Annotated in this window: 17 protein-coding genes; 7 read left to right on the top strand and 10 right to left on the bottom strand. The window is 62.0% G+C overall.

Annotated elements, in window-relative coordinates; genetic code table 11:
• Positions 1-7 precede the first annotated feature (7 nt).
• Positions 8-1,177 carry an 8-amino-7-oxononanoate synthase gene (gene bioF, locus C8D92_RS12490; protein ID WP_116919543.1) on the bottom strand — a complete coding sequence of 390 codons (1,170 nt, stop codon included), beginning with the start codon at positions 1,175-1,177 and terminating at the stop codon, positions 8-10.
• Between the two features lie 10 nt (positions 1,178-1,187).
• Positions 1,188-2,246 (bottom strand): biotin synthase BioB, encoded by a 1,059-nt coding sequence (gene bioB, locus C8D92_RS12485; RefSeq protein ID WP_116919542.1) that lies wholly within the window; start codon positions 2,244-2,246, stop codon positions 1,188-1,190.
• 237 nt (positions 2,247-2,483) lie between these two features.
• On the opposite strand from bioB, the gene C8D92_RS15705 reads away from it, so the two are divergent.
• The gene (locus C8D92_RS15705) at positions 2,484-3,050 is read left to right on the top strand and encodes a ComF family protein (protein WP_165819275.1); all 567 of its coding nucleotides are present in this window, start codon (positions 2,484-2,486) and stop codon (positions 3,048-3,050) included.
• A 427-nt stretch (positions 3,051-3,477) separates the two neighbouring features.
• On the opposite strand, the gene C8D92_RS12475 is transcribed toward C8D92_RS15705, so the two are convergent.
• The gene (locus C8D92_RS12475; RefSeq protein ID WP_116919614.1) at positions 3,478-4,581 is read right to left on the bottom strand and encodes an NAD(P)/FAD-dependent oxidoreductase; all 1,104 of its coding nucleotides are present in this window, start codon (positions 4,579-4,581) and stop codon (positions 3,478-3,480) included.
• A gap of 77 nt (positions 4,582-4,658) precedes the next feature.
• Between C8D92_RS12475 and C8D92_RS12470 the strand changes: the two genes are divergently transcribed.
• From C8D92_RS12470 to cmoB, 6 genes are all read left to right on the top strand, one after another.
• Complete coding sequence (locus tag C8D92_RS12470) at positions 4,659-5,567, top strand: DMT family transporter (protein WP_165819274.1); 909 nt, start codon at positions 4,659-4,661, stop codon at positions 5,565-5,567.
• Positions 5,568-5,834: 267 nt separating this feature from the next.
• Entirely contained in the window at positions 5,835-6,260 is a 426-nt protein-coding gene (locus C8D92_RS12465; RefSeq protein ID WP_116919540.1) for a hypothetical protein, read from the top strand.
• Between the two features lie 91 nt (positions 6,261-6,351).
• Positions 6,352-7,350, top strand: a complete 999-nt coding sequence (locus tag C8D92_RS12460) for a serine/threonine protein kinase (RefSeq protein ID WP_116919539.1) — start codon at positions 6,352-6,354, stop codon at positions 7,348-7,350.
• Complete coding sequence (locus C8D92_RS12455; protein ID WP_207775176.1) at positions 7,351-7,746, top strand: PA3694 family proteiin; 396 nt, start codon at positions 7,351-7,353, stop codon at positions 7,744-7,746.
• Positions 7,730-8,500, top strand: coding sequence for a carboxy-S-adenosyl-L-methionine synthase CmoA (gene cmoA, locus C8D92_RS12450; protein WP_116919538.1), 771 nt, complete (start codon positions 7,730-7,732; stop codon positions 8,498-8,500). The genes C8D92_RS12455 and cmoA overlap by 17 nt, the downstream gene beginning before the upstream one ends.
• A 12-nt stretch (positions 8,501-8,512) precedes the next feature.
• Positions 8,513-9,496 (top strand): tRNA 5-methoxyuridine(34)/uridine 5-oxyacetic acid(34) synthase CmoB, encoded by a 984-nt coding sequence (gene cmoB / locus C8D92_RS12445; protein ID WP_116919537.1) that lies wholly within the window; start codon positions 8,513-8,515, stop codon positions 9,494-9,496.
• 298 nt (positions 9,497-9,794) lie between these two features.
• Here the strand turns inward: cmoB and C8D92_RS12440 are convergent, their stop codons facing one another.
• The 7 genes from C8D92_RS12440 to miaA form a co-directional block, all read right to left on the bottom strand.
• Positions 9,795-11,090, bottom strand: coding sequence for an adenylosuccinate synthase (locus tag C8D92_RS12440; protein ID WP_095612057.1), 1,296 nt, complete (start codon positions 11,088-11,090; stop codon positions 9,795-9,797).
• Positions 11,091-11,185: 95 nt separating this feature from the next.
• On the bottom strand, positions 11,186-12,370 hold the full coding sequence (locus C8D92_RS12435) for an ATP phosphoribosyltransferase regulatory subunit (protein ID WP_095612056.1): 1,185 nt from the start codon (positions 12,368-12,370) through the stop codon (positions 11,186-11,188).
• 219 nt (positions 12,371-12,589) lie between these two features.
• Complete coding sequence (gene hflC / locus C8D92_RS12430; protein ID WP_095612055.1) at positions 12,590-13,468, bottom strand: protease modulator HflC; 879 nt, start codon at positions 13,466-13,468, stop codon at positions 12,590-12,592.
• A 2-nt stretch (positions 13,469-13,470) separates the two neighbouring features.
• Positions 13,471-14,667, bottom strand: coding sequence for an FtsH protease activity modulator HflK (gene hflK / locus C8D92_RS12425; RefSeq protein ID WP_095612054.1), 1,197 nt, complete (start codon positions 14,665-14,667; stop codon positions 13,471-13,473).
• A 119-nt stretch (positions 14,668-14,786) separates the two neighbouring features.
• Positions 14,787-16,085: a ribosome rescue GTPase HflX gene (gene hflX, locus C8D92_RS12420; protein WP_095612053.1), complete on the bottom strand. Its 1,299-nt coding sequence runs from the start codon at positions 16,083-16,085 to the stop codon at positions 14,787-14,789.
• 7 nt (positions 16,086-16,092) lie between these two features.
• Positions 16,093-16,338, bottom strand: a complete 246-nt coding sequence (gene hfq, locus C8D92_RS12415) for an RNA chaperone Hfq (protein WP_095612052.1) — start codon at positions 16,336-16,338, stop codon at positions 16,093-16,095.
• Between the two features lie 50 nt (positions 16,339-16,388).
• Complete coding sequence (gene miaA, locus C8D92_RS12410; protein WP_095612051.1) at positions 16,389-17,387, bottom strand: tRNA (adenosine(37)-N6)-dimethylallyltransferase MiaA; 999 nt, start codon at positions 17,385-17,387, stop codon at positions 16,389-16,391.

Raw genomic sequence — 17,387 nt, 5'->3', positions numbered from 1 at the left:
GTTGTTCTCAGGCAGCGGTCAGACCAATCTCTTGGCGGCACACGGCCAGCGCCTGTAGCAACCGGTCCAGATGGGCCTCGGTATGCGCAGCGCTCAACGTGACCCGCAAACGGGACTCGCCCTGGGGAACCGTCGGCGGCCGGATCGCCGTCACCCAGATTCCGTGCCCTTCAAGCGCCCGGCTCAGCGCCATGGCCTCCGCAGCACCACCAATCAGGATGGGCTGGATCGGGGTGTCCGATGGCATGAGCGCGTAGCCCATCGCCTGTGTCTCGCGGCGGAACCGGTCGATCAGGTTCCGCAGATGAGCGCGGCGATCGTCCGCCGCCATCGCCATCCGGATGCTGGCGGTACTGGCCGCCGCGATCGCCGGCGGCATGGATGTGGTGTAGATGTAGGTCCGCGCCTTCTGCACCAGATAGTCCATCATCAGGGACGACCCGGCCACGAACGCGCCGCTGGTACCAAATGCTTTGCCCAGCGTTCCAATCACGACCGGTACATCGTCCTGCCCCAGGCCACACGCGGAAAGACTGCCCCGACCGCCCTCACCGAGCACGCCGAAACCGTGGGCGTCATCCACCACCAGCAGGGCGTCATGGGTCCGGCACAGCCGGGCCAGCTCAGCCAGCGGTGCCAGATCCCCGTCCATGCTGAACACCCCGTCCGTCACCACGACTTTATGGCCCTCGGTTCCGGCAAGCTGTTCGGCAAGGGCCTCCGTGTCACCGTGTGGGTAGCGGCGGATGCGGGCCCGGCTCAACAGGCAGCCGTCAATGATCGACGCGTGATTGAGGCGGTCGGAGAAAATCGTATCCCCCCGTCCCGCCAGCGCGCTGATGACGCCCATATTGGCCATGTAGCCGGTGGAAAAAAACAGGGCGTCCTCCCGCCCGGTAAAAGACGCCACCGTCTGCTCCAGCTCATGATGGGCCCGATGGTGGCCGCAGATCAGGTGCGAGGCGCCGCCACCCAGTCCCGCCGAAGACAGTGTCGCGCGAGCTGCCTCAATGATCGCGGGGTCGTTCGCAAACCCCAGATAGTCGTTGCTGCAGAATGCCAGCATGGGGCGCCCGTCCACGACGAGCTCCGGCTGCTGCGGTGAATCCACTTCACGGCGCTGACGGTACAGACCCTGATCCCGGCGCTGCTCCAGTTCCGCGGCAAAATCCCTCACAGCGGAGGCCTCAGGCAGTCTGGCTTTCAGCGTTGTAGAACAGGTGCTTGTTGCGCTCTTCCTGAACAGCCGTCACCAGGCCGGCTTCACGCTCATCATCCGTTTGGACGTCTTCACGCTCTTCCGGGCGGATGCCCAGTTTGCGGAACAGTTTCCGGTCCTCATCCGCTTCCGGGTTGTCGGTGGTGAGCAGTTTCTCACCGTAGAAGATCGAGTTGGCCCCCGCCAGGAAGCACAACGACTGCATCTGCTCGTTCATTTCCTCGCGCCCGGCGGACAGGCGGACGTGGGATGCCGGCATCAGGATGCGCGCCACAGCGATGGTCCGGACAAACTCAAACGGGTCCAGATCCTCCACATCTTCCAGCGGCGTGCCCGGCACCTTCACCAGCATATTGATGGGGACACTTTCCGGCTGTTGGGGCAGGTTGGCCAGCTGCATCAGCAGTCCGGCGCGGTCGGTAATGTCCTCGCCCATGCCCATGATGCCGCCGCAACAGACCTTCATGCCGGCCTTGCGGACGTTGTCGAGCGTGTCGAGGCGATCCTGGAAGGTCCGGGTGGTAATGATGTGGTTGTAGTACTTCTCGCTGGTATCGAGGTTATGGTTGTAGTAGTCCAGCCCGGCCTCGGCCAGCTCGCCCGCCTGATCCTCGCTGAGCATTCCCAGCGTCATGCAGGTTTCCAGGCCCATGGATTTCACTTCACGGATCATGTCCAGCACGTAGGGCATGTCCTTGCGGGAGGGACTGCGCCAGGCCGCCCCCATGCAGAAACGGCTCGCGCCCTTGTCTTTCGCCGCACGCGCCTCATCGACGACCTTCTGCAGTTCCAGCAGTTTCTCCTTGCCAAGTCCGGTATTATAGTGACCGCTCTGCGGGCAGTACTTGCAGTCTTCGGGGCAGGCACCGGTCTTGATGGACAGCAGGGTACTGACCTGTACTTCGTTGGGATCGAAATGCTCCCGGTGAACCGCCTGCGCCCGAAACATCAGATCATTGAACGGCAGGTCAAACAGGGCCTGGATTTCCGACAGGGTCCAGTCGTGGCGAATCGTCGCAGCGGTCATGACAGGGTCTCCCACAATATGCGTACCGGCCATCTCGGAACACAGGCCGGTCAGGAACGTGATGCATGGATGCGAACGATGATAAGGACACCCAGGTCGCTGTCAACCTTTGTCCGCCAAAAGGTTAACAACTGGCCCCGCCCCGCCATGGCCTGTGTGGCCTGCCTGGCGCCCACAACGAGGATTGCTCTCTGCCCGGACTGCGAAGCCGATCTGCCTGCCAATCCAGAGGGTTGCGTGCGATGTGCCCTGCCGGGTCGTTTCGGGGAACGGGGGCTGTGTGGTGCCTGCCATCGGAATCCGCCACCGTTTGACCGGGTCGTGGCGCCCTGGGCCTATCAATTCCCAGTCAGTGCGCTGATCAGTCGCTTCAAGTACCAGAAACAGCGCCCCGACGGAAAACCACTCGCGCGACTGTTCGCCGAAAGACTGCGGGACGCCGGACGAACACCCCCTCAGGCGCTGATTCCTGTGCCAATGGCCCCCTCCCGGGAGCGTCGCCGCGGTTTCAACCAGGCGGAGGAAATTGCCATCTGGATGAGCCGGCAGCTGAACATTCCCGTCTACCGGCAGTCGCTCACACGGGCGAATCACACCCAGACACAGTCCGGCCTCTCCCGACGGGAGCGACTCGCCAACCTGAAGGGCGCTTACCGGGTTCGGGGCCCCGTTCCCAGCCACGTCGCCCTGGTGGATGACGTCATGACCACGGGCGCAACCGTGCGCGCCGCCAGCCGAATACTCCGGGAGCACGGGGCGGCAACGATTGAAGTCTGGGTACTGGCGCGGACGCCAAACACCTAGGAGTCTGCGCGGTAGAAATCGCGCCAGGCGAGATCGTCCCACTGCGAGGCCATTTTGACGGTCATTTGAGGCGCATAGTGGTTCTATGTAACGAAAATGAGCGCTCAAAAGGGACCGCAGCGGGGCGGTCGCAGCGGTGCGACTTTCTGCCGCGCAGACTCCTAGTGTCTCGTCTGGTTAATTCGCTGACTTACTGAGCCATTGAAAGGTCTGAGAGCAAGGCGCGATGGCGACGGTTTGGTGGTTCCAAATCGAGTCAGCGCAACGCGGCTATCAGACCTTTCAGGGGCTCCCGAAGGGCGCGCCGCTGACGGCTCTGGAGCGGCGTTGTCAGCCCTTGACGGGGAGTGACCCCGCCTGCGGACTGACGCCTTGCCCAGAACCGTCAGAGGCACGCAGTAAGTCAGCGAATTAACCAGACGAGACACTAGGCGAGCAGCTCCCTGACCCGCTCCGCGATCGACAGACTGGCCGTCAGTCCGGGCGACTCGATGCCGAGTAGCTGGACCACGCCGTCAACGCCATGCTGCTGCGGGCCTTCAATCCGGAAGTCCTGGAATCCATCCTCCGGTCCGCCAAGCTTGGGACGCACTCCGGCGTAGGCGGGCTGGAGGCGGGCCGGCTCCAGGCCCGGCCACCATTGGCGGATGGCATCCGCAAAGCGGTCACGCCGATTCTCACTGAACCGGCAGTCGGGCGTCTGAACCCACTCCACATCGGGTCCGAACCGGGCCTGCCCGCCCAGATCGAGCGTGAGGTGAACGCCCAGCCCACCGGGTTCGGGCACGGGATAGACCAACGTGCTGAATGGGTGTTGCCCCGGATAGCTGAAGTAACTGCCCCGGGCAAAGTGCGGCACAGGAATGTGGTCGGAGGGATACCCCTGCCAGCGCCTCATGAGATCGATCGCCCACAGACCCGCTGCATTCACGACCCGCGTTGCGCGCAACCGACAGGGCACGTCGCCCCCCAGAAGAAGCTCGTGAGTGCCGACCTGTCGTTCGATGCGTTCGACGGGCGATCGGCATACCAACTGGCCGCCGGCACCCTCCATGTCAGCCAGCAAAGACTGCATCAGGGCATGGCTGTCGATGATCCCCGTCGTCGGTGAATAGAGACCCGATGACGCGGTGACCGCCGGGAGGGCCCGGCGGACCTGCTCCTGACCGGCCCGTTCAAGCGGAACCTCCAATCGCCCGGCCCGCGTCAGAATGTCGGACAGCGCTGCCTCATGACCCTGGTGGGCTGCAATGATCCACTTACCCGTGTTCCGATGGGGCACGCCGCGTTCGCGGCAGTATTCATACAACCGCTGTTTGCCCTCAATGCAGAGCCTGGCCTTGAGGGAATCATCCGGGTAGTAGATCCCGGCATGAATCACCTCACTGTTGCGGGAGGACGTCTCCTCCCCAAAGTGATCGCGACGTTCCAGCACAAACACCTGCTGGCCGGACAGCGCGAGGGCCCGCCCGACGGCGAGCCCCACAACACCAGCGCCGATGATCACCGTGTCCGTGTCAAAGGTTTCCATGGTCAACGACCCCAAGCTGTCGGGGCCGGCATGGTAGCATGACCGCCTCATGAATCATGCGTAGGAGACCGGGTGACATGTCGTTCCAGCGGCAACGAGCCCTCGCCATCACCGGACTGGTGATGACAACACTGTTCTGGGGCGGGAATGCGCTGGTGGCCCGGGCGACGGCTGAGACGATTCCGCCGCTTGCTCTGTCCTTCTGGCGCTGGTTCATTCCCTGCATCTACCTGCTACCGTTCACCATCCGGGCGTTCTACCGGTACCGCCATACGCTGCGGCAGAACCGGCTGAAGGTACTGGTACTGGCGCTGTTCAGTGTCGGTGCCTACAACACGATTCTTTACCTCGCGGCGCAGAGCACGACGGCCATCAACATCGCTCTGGTCGCAGCGACCATGCCGTTGATGATCGTGCTTCTGTCCGCCCTGATTCTTCGGGTTCTCCCCGGAGGCTGGCAGTGGCTGGGCCTGATCTCGGCACTCGCCGGCGTGCTGACCATCCTGAGCCAGGCCAGCGCGGATCGCATCCTTAGCATCACCTTCAACCCCGGGGACGTGCTGATGGTCCTGTCGATCACCTGCTGGGCACTCTATTCCGTGCTGTTAAAACGCTGGCCTCTGGCCATTCCGCCCTTTCCGTTGCTGTGCATCCTGATTACTTTGGGCGTGCCCATGATTCTGCCATTCTACCTGTGGGAGCTCGCCCGCGAAGGTGGCTTTGCGCTCAACACCGGGACAGTCGGGGCACTGCTCTATGTCGGCACCCTGCCCAGCGTGGCGGCCTACTCCCTGTGGATCAACGGACTGAGGGAAATGGGACCGGGAACGGCGGGCCTGTTTGCCTACCTGATCCCGGTGTTTACGGCCCTGATTGCGGTGCCGGTGCTCGGCGAGTCCATCGAGTTGTATCACGCCATCGGCGGTGCACTGGTGTTGATTGGCCTGATCGCCGCCTCCCGGCAGCAGGCGACAATACGAGGATGAATCGCGGTATACTGCCTGCCTCGTGCCTCACATATTGCCAAGATGCTGCATGAGCTCAACGTGGCAGTCATTCCTTTATCCGGCGGGCGGTCATTGCCGAAGGAGCGACAGGGACGTCGCGGTCGCATTTGTCGTGAGGGACGACCAAGTGCATCGTGGTTGAGAGCGGATAGCAGTCGCCTTTCGGGCGACTCCAAAGCCGGAGACATCGGCTAACTGACGGGTAACCACGTTTTGGGAATGTCGATTTGCAGGGAGCATGTCACCATGAAGTCCGATTCCAGACAATTTGTTATCGTTATGCTTGTCGCCGCCCTGTTTGTGGGCTGGCTTGGCTGGCGGGGCTACGAAGTCATCACACTCAACAACCAGCTTCAGGCGGATACGGAACTCGACAACTACCCGTACCTGTTCCGGGTCCTGAGAGTGGATGGGGACACGGCCGTCATGAGCACGCTGCGCTCCCGGGAAGTTGGCATCCGCCAGGCTCTGGAGACGCTGTTTCCCGGCATGCGGTCGCTGCCGCAGGATCATCGTGAGCGGCAACGGGCCGAACGGGAATACGCCCGTCTTCAGGCGCGCGCTGGCAACCTGGTGACCGCGGGTACCGGCATCGAGCGCATTCGCTGGGAGCTCGACAACAACTGGTACCACCTGTCCGCCATGCGGGAGCGCAACCCCGGCCGGCCGTGATAGACTTGTGTCCCGGTTGGCTGATTCGCTGACCGACTGAGCCAACCGAGACACTAACGCCCCCTGACAACCACCGACTGCCGGGACTTTCATGGCCGACAGCGCGCACCCTTACGATGACCTGACACCTGACACACTGCTCGATGCTATTGAGTCTGCCGGCTACGTTGCCAATGGGCGCATCTTCCCGCTGAACAGCTACGAGAACCGGGTCTATCAGGTTGGCATCGAGGACGATTCGCCATTGATCGCCAAGTTCTACCGCCCGACCCGCTGGACCCGCGAGCAGATCGAAGAGGAGCACACGTTCTCCCACGAGCTGGAAGCGGCGGAGATTCCCGTCATCGCGCCCACCGTCATGCCCAACGGCACATCACTTGGGGAACATGCCGGTTTCCTGTTTGCCGTGTTTGCCCAGCGTGGCGGCCAGGCACCGGACACCAGTGAGACCGACATGCTCTGGCGACTCGGACAATGGCTTGGCCAGATGCACAACATCGGCGCCCGCCAGCCATTCCGGCATCGCCCCGCCTTCGATCTGATTGGAGGACTCGTGCGGGAATCGGATTACCTTACCCGGAATGGCTGGATTCCGGAGGATCTGCGGCCGGCGTGGGATTCACTGATTCCGGACCTGATCGAACACTGCCGCCAACGTATCGACGACGCGGGTCCGATTGAGACGGTCCGGCTGCATGGCGACTGCCACGGCGGTAATATTCTGGTTCGGGAAGAACGCATGCTGTTCGTGGACCTGGACGATTGCCGGCAGGGGCCGGCCATCCAGGATCTCTGGTTGCTCCTCAACGGCGATGACACCGAACGCAGCCAGCAGTTCACCGAACTTCTGGAAGGCTATGAGACATTCCGGGACTTCAACCGGCGCGAGCGGTATCTGATCGAACCATTGCGCTGCTTCCGTCAAATGACTCACGCAGCCTGGCTCGCAAGGCGCTGGGATGATCCGGCTTTCCCGCGCTTTTTCCCCTGGTTTGCGCGGCAACGGTTCTGGTCCGACCTGCTGCTGTCGCTCCGGGAGCAACTGGGCGCTCTGCAGGCACCACCAATCAACGTGATAGGACAGTTCTGAATGGCCTCTGATACTGAACGCCGATATTCCGTGCGGGCACTACTGGTCACCGCGTTCGTCGCCGTCCTCGCCACGGTCGCCACCCTGGAGGTGACTGGCCACATCAAACACACACGCGACAAGGCCAAAGTGCCGGTGGGCGAATTCCGCGCGATCTACGTAGGACCACGCGAGGACTACCGGATGTCCCCGAAGTCGTCCGAACTGCACGCCGAGTGCTACAACGGCTACCTCGGCGTCGGCTCAGACACCGATGCCACGCTCAAGGGCGTGCTGGTGGACTACAAGAACCGAGGCATCCGCTGCGCCATGACGCCACGGGAAATCCGTAAGGAGAAGCAGCAGGCCAGCAAGCCGCTCCCCGAGGAAGAGGGCACCGATGTCACGCCCGAGTAATCCGGACCGACCGAAGGCGCCGCTGTTCGAGACCGACCGACTCTACAGTCAGGCGGGCAGCGACAACGCCTTCCGCTTTGACGCCGCGGTGGCGCGAGTGTTCCCGGACATGATCCGTCGCTCGGTCCCCGGCTACACAACGATCATTCCCATGATCGGCATCATTACCGACCGGTTTGCCCAGAACGGCAGCCATTGCTACGACCTGGGCTGCTCGCTGGGGGCATCGACGCTGGCCATGCGCCACGGCGTGGGCGATCGCGACTGCCGGATCATCGGCGTAGACAACGCCAGTGACATGATCGAGCGATGCCAGCACTTCATCGCCCTGGACGACCATCCGGCGCCGGTCTCGCTGCACTGCGATGACATTCTCGACACCCCCCTGTCGGATGCCTCGGTCACCACACTCAACTTCACCCTTCAGTTCGTGGAGCCGGACGAACGTCTGCCACTGCTCCGCCGCATCTTTGAGGCGACCCGTCCGGGCGGTGCACTGATCCTCTCTGAGAAAATCCGGGCCGAGGACGAGGCCGAGCAGCAACTGCAGACCGACCTGCACCACGATTTCAAACGGGCCAACGGCTACTCGGATCTGGAAATCAGCCAGAAGCGGTCCGCGCTGGAACAGGTACTGATCCCGGAAACACTCGCAACGCATCGCGAGCGTCTGGAGCAGGCCGGTTTTGATACCGTGATCGTGTGGTACCAGTGCTTCAGCTTCATCTCACTACTGGCCGTTCGCTCCCAATAACAGGACTGCCCCGTGTTTGACTGGAAACAACGTTTTCAACCGCTACTGACCGATCTCGAAACCAATCATCAGGGCGACTGGGCCCGGGTGATCAGCGATCAACTTCACCGTCGCTTCGAACTTCGCCCCCACGGCGACATGAAACGCTGGAGCGAGGCCCTTTCCCGTTTGCCGGTGCTGCATGAGGTCCAGGCGGACCTCAACGCCGATGCCATCACCCTGCGTTCAGCCGCCGACCTCAGAGCGCCTCAGCACGACTCTCTCGAGGCGGGATTGCGCGGACTGATGCCGTGGCGAAAAGGGCCTTTCGATTTTTTCGGGACCTATATCGACACCGAGTGGCGTTCGGACTGGAAATGGCAGCGCATCGCGCCCTACCTCAGCGACTTGACCGGGCGACGCGTGCTCGACATCGGCTGTGGGTCGGGTTATCACTGCTGGCGGATGCGGGGAGTCGGCGCAGCGCAGGTGATCGGTGTCGACCCGGGGCTGCTGTTTCTGATGCAGTTTTTCAGCGTCCGCGACTACGTCCGCGACGAAGCGGTCAACCTGCTGCCACTGAAGCTTGAAGACCTGCCACCCGGTCTGCAGTATTTTGACACCACCTTCTCTCTGGGCGTGCTCTATCACCGACGCTCGCCGTTGGATCACCTTCTGGAACTGAAGGACACCCTGCGGGACAGCGGCGAACTGGTACTGGAAACCCTGGTCGTGGACGGGCCGGAGGGCTACAGCCTGATGCCGGAGGATCGCTACGGGCGTATGCGCAATGTCTGGTTCCTGCCCAGCTGCGATACGCTGCTACGCTGGCTCGACCGCACCGGGTTCCGGGACGCGCGGGTCGTGGATGTGACGCCCACGACCACCGAGGAGCAGCGACCGACCGACTGGATGCAGTTCCAGTCCCTGCCCGACTTTCTCGACCCGGACGATTCATCGAAAACCATTGAAGGTTATCCGGGGCCCGTTCGGGCGACGGTGATTGCAACGAAGTGACGGGTCAGACGGACAACGACGAAAGGCCAGGTTGCCACGGAAAAACACAGACGGACACGGAAAAAACAACAGCTCCCTGACGGTAACGTCACGGTTTGATCAGGAAGCGGCTGGAGGCCATTGCCGGAGGAGGGACAGGGATGTCCCGGTCGCATTTGGCGTCATGGATGACCATCAAATGCAGCGTAGGCAATGGCCTCCAGCCGCTACCCTGGCACCTTCGATGCGATCCTGCGCGGTCGCCTTGGCAGGCGACTCCGAAGTCGGAGACATCGGCTACATGGCCATTGAAACGACATCAGGCGTCGAACGGATGCCGCATGACGATCGTTTCCACCCGGTCCGGGCCGGTGGAGATGATGTCGATGGGGGCCTCGATCTGCTTTTCCAGGAAGCGGATGTAGCTCAGGGCGTTTTCCGGAAGCTGATCCATGCTGGTCAGACCGACAGTGCTCTCCTGCCAGCCGGGCAGCTCTTCATAGACCGGTTCGATCTCCGCGTAGTCATCACAGCCAATCGGTGGGCGCTGAACATCCCCGTGCGGCGTTCGGTAGCCGACACAGACCTTGACGGTATCCAGACCATCCAGAACGTCCAGCTTGGTCAGGCAGATGCCGGAAATACTGTTCACCTGGATGGCATGACGCAGGGCCACCGCATCAAACCAGCCACAGCGACGGGAACGACCGGTGGTGGTACCAAACTCATGTCCTTTTTCCGCCAGATGCCGCCCCTGGTCGTCAAACAGTTCGGTCAGGAACGGACCGGAGCCCACACGCGTGGTATAGGCTTTGGTAATGCCCAGCACATAATCCAGAAACAGCGGGCCAAAGCCCGTGCCCGTTGCCGTTCCCCCGGCGGTGGTGTTGGAGGAGGTCACGAACGGATAGGTGCCGAGGTCAATGTCGAGCAGCGACCCCTGCGCCCCTTCGAACAGGATATTGTCCCCATTCTTGCGCAGTGTGTGGAGCATGTCAGTGACATCGGCCGCCATTGGCAGAATTTCCTCGCCCATGCGCAGGAACTCGGCCAGCGCGTTATCGATATCCACCGGCTCTTCGCCGTAATACTGGGTCAGCACAAAGTTGTGGTAGCCCATGATCTCGCGCAGCCGCGTTTCGAAGCCCTCGCGATCGTAAAGGTCACCAAGCCGCACCCCGCGACGGGAGACCTTGTCTTCGTAGGCCGGTCCGATGCCACGGCCGGTCGTGCCGATGCGCTCGTTGCCGCGGGCACGCTCCCGGGCCTGGTCGATGCGGATGTGAGTGGGCAGGATCAGCGGGCAGGCCTGACTGATGCGCAGCCGGTCGCGGACCGCCACACCTTTGTCCTCCAGCTCCCGGACCTCTTTCATCAGGGCTTCGGCAGACAGCACAACGCCATTGCCGATCAGACAGGTGACATGCTGGCGCAGAATACCGGAGGGGATCAGATGCAGCGCGGTTTTCTGGCCATCAATCACCAGCGTGTGGCCCGCATTGTGGCCACCCTGAAAGCGGGCCACGGCGGCGACCTGATCGGTCAGCAGGTCCACGATCTTGCCCTTGCCCTCGTCACCCCACTGGGTGCCGAGTACCACAACATTCTTTCCCATGTCAGTCTCTCTGTTCGTACCGGCGGTCGGACGCCTGGTCACGCAGCGCCCTGCGCCCGCGACGTGTTATTTGATGCGCTTACTGCGCTGCTGGGTCAGGATTCAATCGGCTCAATGCCCCATTGCCCGTCGTTCTGGACAAGCTGGCGATCGCAGCCACGGGATTCTGGGTCGCCGCTGTCGTCCGGCAATGCCTGGATCACGGTGTCCGTTTCCCGGAGCTCGTCCACCAACCGGGCCAGCGCCGGATCGTCGCTGACAGGGGCCCAGATCGCGCCGCTCTTCTCAATGCTCGGCCGGGCGCCCAATGCAACCAATGCCCGCACATCGGCACTGAACCCCGTCGCGGGCCGGGCACGACCAAAATCGCCGCCGATGGCATCGTAGCGCCCGCCCTGAGCGACGGCCTGGCCATGGCCGGGCACGTAGACCGCGAAAACCAGGCCCGTATGGTAGTTGTAACCCCGCAATTCACAGAAATCGAAGCCCAGGGCCACATCCGGGCAGGACGCAGCAATCCCATCCGCCATTCGTGTCAGCTCGTCCAGCGCTTTCAGCGCTTTCTCCGGGCCGTCCTGCAACAGCGTTCGGGCCTTGCCGAGCACCTCAGGCCCACCACTCAGTCGCGCCAGCTGACGGAGACAGGCGCCGGGCGTCCCGTTCGGACAGTCGCCAAGCAGTTCATCAAGCTCCGGCAGGGATTGGCGACGCATCGCATCGAAAATCGCAGACTCGGTATCCCGGTCAAAATCGCTGGCGGCAATGAGTTCCTGATAGATCGCCACATGCGCCAGATCCAGGTGCATGTCCGCAACACCGGCACGCCGCACGGTTGACAGCATCAGCTGAATCACTTCCCGGTCGGCATGGGGCGAGGCACTACCGAAGAGTTCGCAACCGGCCTGGATCGGAGTCCGGCCTGTCAGCAGATGCTGGGGGCGCGTGTTGAGCACGTGACCGCCATAACACAGTCTCGTCACACCCGGGCGGCGCAGCGTGTGCGCATCAATCCGGGCCGCCTGCGGCGTCATGTCAGCACGCACGCCCATCATGCGACCGGTGAGCTGATCGGTCAGCTTGAAGGTCTGAAGGGCAAGATCATTACCAGTGCCAGTCAGGAGGGACTCCAGATATTCAATCAGCGGTGGGATCACCAGCTCGTAACCCCAGCGCTGGAACTGATCCAGGATGTCCCGGCGCAATGCGTCGATTTGGCTGGCCAGTGGAGGCAGGATGTCCTCGACACCATCCGGCAACAGCCAGCGGTCGGATGCGGTCATGATGATTCAGTCCGTCAACGCCCGGCGGGCGGGAAGATCAAAGTTGTCAGGGCTCGGTTCGGCGCGCTCTTTTCCATCTGGAACGTCTCGTCTGGAAAGGCACCCGGAGTCCGGATCGCGCCACATTTGCGGCCCCGAAATTCTACACATTCGCACGACACAAAAAAACCGGAGCCCACAACGGGGCTCCGGTCGCTTGATCACCCTTGAACGCCAGCCTTACTCGCGACGGCCGTTCAGGTTCTCCATGTATTGCAGGAAGTCGCTGCTGGAGTCGATGACCATAATGTCGTCCTTGCTCGAGAAGGTACTCTCGTAGGCCGACAGGCTCTTATAGAAGCTGTAGAACTCCTCATCATTCTGATAGGCATTGGCGTAAATCGTCGCCGCCTGACCGTCACCTTCACCACGGAGGGTTTCCGCCTGGGCGAAGGCCTCGGCGAGAACGACGGTCCGCTGACGGTCCGCGTCGGCACGGATGCCTTCGGCCAGCTCCTGACCACGGGAGCGGAACTCCTGAGCCAGCTTCTCGCGTTCAGTGCGCATCCGGCGATAGACGTTTTCGCTCACCGACTGGGGCAGCTCAATGGCCTTGACCCGGATATCAAGCAGCTCAACGCCCAGCTCCTCCAGGACCGTCTTATCGATGCGTGCGACCAGCTCTGACATCAACTCGTCACGCTGCCCGGACACCACTTCGTGCATCGTCCGGACACCGAATTCGTCACGCAGGCCGGTGTCGACACGAGATGACAGAAGATTGACCGCCTGAAGCTCATTGCCGCCCGTCGCCCGGTAGAACTGGTCCACGTCACGAATGCGCCAGGCAATGTAGGAATCCACATCCAGTGGCTTCTTCTCAATGGTCAGATACTGACGCGCCGGCAGGTCATTGGTCAGCACCCGCACATCGAACTCCCGCACCTCATCGATCACAGGTACCTTGAAGTGCAGGCCAGCCGGGACGCCGGTTTCCACCAGCTCACCAAACCGGAGCAGTACGCCACGGTGGGTTTCCGGGATGATATACACACTGGACGACACCACCAGAACCACAATCAGGGCGCCAGCCAGACCAAGAATCGCTTTCGGACTCATTATTAACGCCCCCTCCGAGTGCTGGAATTATTACGCTGGCGGATCTCCTGAATCACCTGATCCGTCAGGCTCTTGATGTCGGGCTGGTTACCGGAGCGGCTGCCTGAGGCGCTGCCAGAGCCACTGCTGCTCTGACTGACGGCTCCCCCGCCCTTCATCAGTCGATCCAGCGGCAGGTACATCATGTTGTCGCTGTTCTTGCTGTCCACCATGATCTTGCTGGAGCTGGACAGAACATTCTGCATGGTGTCGATGTACATGCGCTGTCGCGTCACCGTCGGTGCGCTCTTGTACACGTTGAGCAATTCGGTAAAGCGGGCCGTTTCACCCTGGGCGCGCTGGATCACCTCTTCCTTGTAGGCCTGGGCCTCTTCCAGCAGACGCTGGGCACGACCACGGGCTTCCGGAACCACCTTGTTACGGTACGTTTCGGCTTCCTCAACGAGTCGCTGTTCATCCTCTTTGGCACGCTGGACTTCACGGAAGGCATCCTGCACGGCCGAGGGCGGCTGCGTGCTCTCGACGTTGACCTTCACGATCTGCAGACCGGTGCCGTATTCCTCCAGGAACGTCTGGAGCCGCTGCTCGACGTTGATCGCCAAAGCGGCACGCCCCTCGGTCAGCACCTGGTCAAGCGTGGAGCTGCCAACCTCATGGCGCAGCGCGCTGTCCGTTGCAAACGCCAGCGCCTGGTTCGAGTCGCGCACATTGATCACATAGTCCCGGGCGTTCGAGACGCGGTACTGAACCTGCAGATCGACAGAAACCAGGTTCTCGTCCTGAGTCAGCATCTGACCGGTGGATTCCGCCGTCCGGACGTTCGTGACGCGCACCAGGCGGGTGCTATCAATGATGGGCAGTTTGAACTGAAGGCCGGGATTCTTTGTCTCGTGGTATTCACCGAAACGCAGTACGACCGCGCGCTCCTGCTCGTCCACCGTATAAAACGACTGCCAGCCAAGCAGACCGATCACAACAATGATGGCAATCGCCAGGATGGCGCCAAAACCGGCGTTGCTTCCCCCACCGGAACCACCGCCACTACCGCTTTTGCGCCCCCCAAGGAACTGATTCAGTTTGTCGAGGCCTTTGCGCAGCGCCTCATCCAGATCCGGCGGTCCCTGATCACCGCCGCGACCGCCCCCGGTCCCCCAGGGGTCATTATCGTTACGGTTGCCACCCGGTTCATTCCAGGCCATAACAGTCTCCGTCAAAAGGTGTCGAATGGGTGCAAATACTAGGGACTAAAGCCTTGCTGAACAAGCCCGGCCGCATGCAAGTCCCTCGCGGTCCATAAACCGCTTCGAATGCGGGGGCATCAGTGTCCGTTCTCCGCCAGCCTGACCGCGCTGGCTTCGACGCCCGCCCGGCTCAGCAACTGGTACCAGTCCCGGGATTGAAGGCGCACTTCCATAACGGCATCACCATTATCGCGGTACTGCTCATCCACGACAGAGCCGGCCTGATGCAGAAGCGCCCGAAGCTTGCCATCGGTTGGGCCCAGCACCACGGACTGGTGCAGGACATCCTCGGAAACCCGCTCCACAACCGCATCGATCAACTGGTCCAGCCCGGCCCCAGTCTGACCGGACACCCAGACGCGAACCGGCACGCCGTTTTCATCACGATCAACACGGGGTGAGAAGTCGTCGAGCAGATCGATCTTGTTGAACACCTCCAGAACCGGCACATCCTCGGCGCCAATTTCCTCCAGAACGCTGTCAACCTGGATCATGTTCTCGTCACGGTGCTCGCTGGAACAATCCACCACATGGAGCAGCAGAGAGGCCTGAACCGTCTCTTCCAGTGTGGCACGAAAGGCCTCGACCAGCCGGTGCGGAAGATGGCGAATAAAACCGACCGTGTCGGCGAGCACCGTTGGCCCGACGTCCGGCAGTTCGAGCCGCCGCATGGTGGGATCCAGGGTCGCAAACAGCTGATCGGCGGCATAAACGCCCGACGTGGTAATCGTGTTGAACAGCGTCGACTTGCCCGCGTTGGTATAGCCCACCAACGAGACTGTCGGGATGTCGGCGCGCTGACGCGCCCGGCGCCCCTGATCACGCTGCTTACGGACCTTCTCCAGGCGATTGTGAATCTTCTTGATCCGCGCCCTGAGAAGGCGACGGTCCGTTTCCAGCTGGGTTTCGCCCGGCCCCCGCGTCCCGATACCACCGGACTGACGTTCAAGGTGGGTCCAGCCCCGGACCAGGCGCGTGGCCATGTGATCAAGCTGCGCCAGCTCCACCTGCAGTTTCCCCTCATGGGTCCGGGCCCGCTGAGCAAAAATATCGAGGATTACGCCGATGCGGTCGAGGACCCGGCACCGGACCTCGCGCTCAACATTGCGTTCCTGACTCGGACTGAGGGCGTGGTTGAACAGCACCACGTCGGCGCCGGTCTCGCGAATCGCGTCACGGACTTCTTCCAGCTTGCCCCGTCCAATGAACAGCCGTGGGCTGGGCTGATTTCGGCTGCCGGTAACCGTGGCCACCACCTCGACACCCGCTGAGTGGACCAGATCCCGGAACTCACCGAGATCTTCCGAATCCCCCTGCGACGAAAAATCGACGTGGACAACAACGGCCCGCTCACCGACATCGGGTCGTTCAAACAAAAAAGAGTTACTCCTCCGGTTCCGGCTCACCGGGGTTCTGCTGCACCCGGACATTCCGGGCCGGCACGACCGTGGAAATGGCGTGCTTGTACACCATCTGGCTCACCGTATTCTTGAGCAGAATGACAAACTGGTCGAATGATTCCACCTGGCCCTGCAGCTTGATGCCATTCACCAGAAAGATTGAAACGGGGATGCGCTCCTTGCGCAGCTGATTGAGGTAAGGGTCTTGTAGGGATTGCCCTTTTGACATTATTTATTCTCCTGTTCTTTTTTAATAGCAGATCGTCTGAAATACATCGTCTACTCGTTAAAGATGGTGCGGGACCCCAGGATTTTCAAGGCGTCCAGCGTCGGGTCCGGCGACTGGGCGTCCAGCCAGTGAAGATCCGGCCATTTGCGCAACCACGTCAGCTGCCGCTTGGCGAGTTGACGGGTGGCGGCCTTACCCCGCTCAACGAACGTCGGGTAGTCGACCTCTCCCGCCAGCCAGGACCAGGCCTGTCGATAGCCGACACACCGGACCGACGGCAGCGCCGGGGACAGATCCGGTCGCTCGTACAACGCTCTGACCTCATCAACGAACCCAAGTTCCAGCATCCGCTCGAAGCGATGGGCAATACGCTCATGCAACACCGGACGGCTGGCGGGCGCAACGGCCAGTTGGACGGGATTATACGGCAGAGCATGCCTCCCGTCTGCCTGCCACCGGGTTGAATACGTGGAATCCACGCCCTCGGATGAGGGCGATGCCCAGGCGTCGGAAATCGGGCGACCGGTCAGACGGATGACTTCCAGGGCCCGCGTCAGGCGCTGGCGGTTGTTCGGATGGATGCGTTCAGCGGCCACCGGGTCCTGCGACTGCAACCGCCTGTGAAGCGCCGCCCAGCCGAGCTCGTCGGCCTCCTGCTCCAGTTCCCGGCGAACAGCCGGGTCGGCAGGGGGCAGATCCGACAGCCCGAGCAGCAGCGCCCGGTAGTACATCATGGTGCCGCCGACAAGCAGCGGAATCCGTCCGCGATGGGAAATATCGTCCATGAGCACCAGCGCATCGTCCCGGAAGTCGGCAGCCGAATAGGTCTCGGCCGGATCGCAGATATCGATCAGACGATGCGGCGCTCTCGCCAGTTCTTCCGCCGAGGGTTTGGCTGTCCCGATGTCCATCCCCCGGTAAATCATCGCTGAATCCACACTGATGATATCGCAGGGCAATCGCTCGCACAGACTCAGCGCCAGATCGGTCTTGCCAGAGGCGGTTGGCCCCATGAGGAAAATCGCGGGCGGCGCGGCGTCATTCCTCAT

The sequence above is a fragment of the Tamilnaduibacter salinus genome, assembly GCF_003096655.1.
Classification (GTDB): Bacteria; Pseudomonadota; Gammaproteobacteria; order Pseudomonadales; family Oleiphilaceae; genus Tamilnaduibacter; species Tamilnaduibacter salinus.
This window is presented reverse-complemented; position numbering and strand designations above follow the sequence as displayed.